4 protein-coding genes are annotated in these 3,599 nt (G+C 44.2%); 1 reads left to right on the top strand and 3 read right to left on the bottom strand.

Annotated elements, in window-relative coordinates:
• The coding region (locus LUQ50_RS12595; protein ID WP_300040190.1) for a hypothetical protein at window positions 1-271 on the top strand (271 nt) is incomplete at its 5' end.
• Between the two features lie 60 nt (window positions 272-331).
• Here LUQ50_RS12595 and LUQ50_RS12590 read toward each other — a convergent pair.
• The 3 genes from LUQ50_RS12590 to LUQ50_RS12580 all read right to left on the bottom strand — a co-directional run bounded on the left by LUQ50_RS12590 (window position 332) and on the right by LUQ50_RS12580 (window position 3,487).
• Window positions 332-871, bottom strand: coding sequence for a chemotaxis protein CheW (locus tag LUQ50_RS12590; RefSeq protein WP_300040189.1), 540 nt, complete (start codon window positions 869-871; stop codon window positions 332-334).
• Between the two features lie 26 nt (window positions 872-897).
• Entirely contained in the window at window positions 898-2,934 is a 2,037-nt protein-coding gene (locus LUQ50_RS12585; protein ID WP_300040188.1) for a methyl-accepting chemotaxis protein, read from the bottom strand.
• A gap of 208 nt (window positions 2,935-3,142) precedes the next feature.
• Complete coding sequence (locus LUQ50_RS12580; RefSeq protein ID WP_300040187.1) at window positions 3,143-3,487, bottom strand: response regulator; 345 nt, start codon at window positions 3,485-3,487, stop codon at window positions 3,143-3,145.
• Window positions 3,488-3,599: the final 112 nt, after the last annotated feature.

Below are 3,599 nucleotides of genomic sequence, written 5' to 3'. Positions count from 1 at the left end.
TTCCACCTGCCAGTCATGTAAAGAGGCACAACAGTTTCTGCAGGCCTTTACGAAACGCCACCCGAATATTCAGGTTGAGTCCCACAACCTAGCCTTTGATGCAGAAAACAGGCAGTTATTTACCGAATATAAATCCAGGTTTAATAACTATGAGATCTCATATCCAACCCTTTTTATCGGGGCAGTAAGGATAACCGGAAGCAGCGATATCATCCATCATACAGAGCAGATATGTTCCGGATACAAAAACCTGAGTTATACCCGGGACTAAACTCATTTACCAGATGGGAAGAGAGATCTCAAAACCATTATCACTACTCTGAAAAAAGAGTTAAATATCGTCCTTTATCATCCGGACGATCTTTTTGATATCAAGGAGAAGAATAAGTTCTGATGAAGATTTCCCTTCAGCGTTTGTCGTATGCTTTTTGATGACCCCTGACTGGTATCTGTCTGATTGCCGATCCGAGAGATCGATATCCTCACTCTGGTAGTTCTGAACCGATCTGACGTCATCAACCAGTATTCCGATAGACTTCTGACAGAGGGAGGGATCGAGAATGATTACCCGTTCCTTCATAATCTGTGTCTCTGCAGGATGAAGCGAGAGGAATTGCCGAATGTCTATTACCGTTGTTATAAGACCGCGTAAATCAGTAATTCCTCGGATATACGATGCAGTGCCGGGGAGAGGGGTGATCTCCGGGCGGCTTATCACCTCTTTTGTATCAGACAGATTCATTGCAAAGGCCTGTGATCCGATAATAAATTCTATAACCTTCTCATCATGGGTTCTCTGTCTGGATACATGAGAAACAGGCAGTTCTGCAGAAAAGTGGGCTTTATCATCAACAGTATATATTCCCGGCATATTTCCCTTCGTTTAAAAAATTGTGATTAAATCCTGAACGAATCGACCTCATTTCGTACCTGTTCAACGATACCATTCAGGTTATTAATCACGGTTGAGATCTGGTTTACTGCTGCTGCAACGTCATTTGTTGACCTGGAGGAATTTTCCGCCTCTTTTGTCGTATCTCCCACAAGACCGCCCACCTCATGGATGCTTGCAGTAATCTCCTGCACTGCAGCTGCCTGTTCTTCTGTCGCTGCAGCGACATCTCCTGCAGTATGGTTGATCGTGTTGATCAATTCGACAATACGCGTGAATGATGAGAGTGTGTCATGGAGTGCTTCACCTCCGGCAGTAACCTCTGCAGATGTCTTCTCCATAGCATCAGATGCCAGAATTGACCTTTTTTGAAGGTTTTCTATGATGGTTGCGATGTTTTCGGCAGATGCCTGGGTCTCCTGGGCAAGAGTTTTCACCTCGTCGGCGACAACGGCAAAACCAAGACCTGCCTCTCCGGCCCTGGCTGCTTCTATCGCCGCATTCAGCGCAAGAAGGCCGGTTTGATCAGAGATGTCACGGATAAGACCGACAATCTTTCCAATCTCCTCCATCTGCCTTCGGATATCTTCAATAATCTGTTTACTATCCTGGGTGGACTTTGTTATCCCTTCCATTCCGTTTTCAGCGACCCGGGCAAGAGTGACTCCTTCCTGTGAAAGACTATCGGCTTCGGTTGTGAGTTTGCTGACTTCATCTGTTCTTACCGCAACCTGGTTAACCGTAGCAGAGAGATCATCCATCGCCTTAAGGATCTGGATCAATCCGGAGTTGCTTTTTTCGGCATTTTCGCTGACAACAGATGAGGATTCGGCAATCGCCCTAGTACTGGCTGCAACTTCTTCTGTACTTGCATTTGCTTCTTCCGCATTTGCGGTTAATACTTCAATCTGCTCCTGGATGACCTTAAGAGAACCGGATACAGAAATGCCACTATGATCAAGTGCCTGTTTAAATTTTTCAAAATCTCCCGTTACCCTGGCATTTTCGTCATACCTGGCAGAAAAATTTCTTTCTGCAAACTCGTTCACCATTCGCATCGCTTCCCGCAGGGGATTGATCAGGGCATCGAGCAGATCGTTGATTCCCCTGATCATCACCAGAAATTCTCCCTCGTATCCTTCGGCATCTATCTTGGTTTTTAGGTCACCGTTTCTGATCTTCCCTGCAATATCCATTATTGCCGCATTTGTCTGTTTTGATCTCTCCAGATTGTGGCGGATTTTACCGGTCTGATCCTCCAGGTTAACCGTCATGGTATCGAAAGAGGAACCCACACGGGCAATCTCATCTTTCCCATCCATTCCAATACGATATGCCAGGTTTCCTGATCCGACCTCGTCCATTCCCTTAAGAATCAGGGCAAATCTCCGGGTGAGGTTCCTGATGATCAGCCAGGATATCAGCAGAAGCAGACAGGTACAGATGACCGTAATTGCGATGATGAGCAGAATGGTGTTGTTATATTCAGCATTTGAATCCTGATAGTACTGGTAAGCACTTGCGTTATTAGCGTCTACCAGTTTTTTAAGATTATCCATGGTCTGGATTCGTTTCGGAACACCCTCGCTGGTCCTTATCTTTGCTGCTTCATCTTCCTTCCCTGATGCTTCCAGGGCATTTATCCGTCTGACTGTATCAAGATATTCAGCCGAACTTAGCTTGATCTCCGAGATGATCCTCTTCTCATCATCACTCATCCGGATGGATTCATAACTGGCAATTTTTGCATTAAATAAGGCAGCATGCGGATCCATGCTGGTGTTCTGGATATTCTTCTTATTTTCAGGGTTTTGCTCGTTGCTGTACTGGTAATACCCGACGGCATAGTTGAGCATTTCAGAGTATGCTTCACTGGCAAGCATGGAATGGATATATTTGTTCTGATACAACTCATTGAGCTGTGAATTGATCGTTCCGGAACTGGAGATTCCGGTATAACCCACTGCAATGACAGCAACAATGCCGATTATTACCAGGATCAGAAGTTTCCTGCCTATAGGCAGATCATCCAGCTTAATCATAGAACATCTCCCGGATATTTCCCGAATACTCTCTTTCCTCAAAATCTTGTATATGAACCATTGTCTGAATCACCGATGTTATAAACTTACAGGAATTCATTACGGGAACCATGTTCAGGCAGGGATATCAGTACATTTTCTCATCATCCGAAACCGGATAGTTCGTGTGAAGTTCTGAGAGGGGTGGGGCCCTACAACATACTGCAAGTTAACGCATTATTAATGACCTGATTTTTTCACATTGATGGATGATATGACCTTTTTTTTGAATGTAATGATAGGGAACATCATCGGGACAACTTCTTTGAATCTCTTCCTGAGAATAACAGGAATACAGAATACACGGAAGTGTATATCCTTCAGATCTGACCTGGCGGAATAATTCCATACCGTTCATACCAGGCATGGCAAAATCGGAGATGAGTACGTTGAACATTCCTTTGGAAAGATGCCCGGAGACCTTTTTCGGATTGTTGCATGTCCTGACTGATATCTGTGCATCCCTCTCGAGAATGGTTTTGATCAGGTCCATCATTTCAATTGAATCATCCACATAGAGAATAAATACCTTTGATTTACGTTCACATGAATGCAAAGTGGAAAGAACACAATTCACCGTATAACAATAGTCTTAATTCTGCCTAATAAACCTGACTTTATTGGTA

Source organism: Methanospirillum sp. (genome assembly GCF_028679455.1).
In the GTDB taxonomy this organism is placed as follows: Archaea; Halobacteriota; Methanomicrobia; order Methanomicrobiales; family Methanospirillaceae; genus Methanospirillum.
This window is presented reverse-complemented; position numbering and strand designations above follow the sequence as displayed.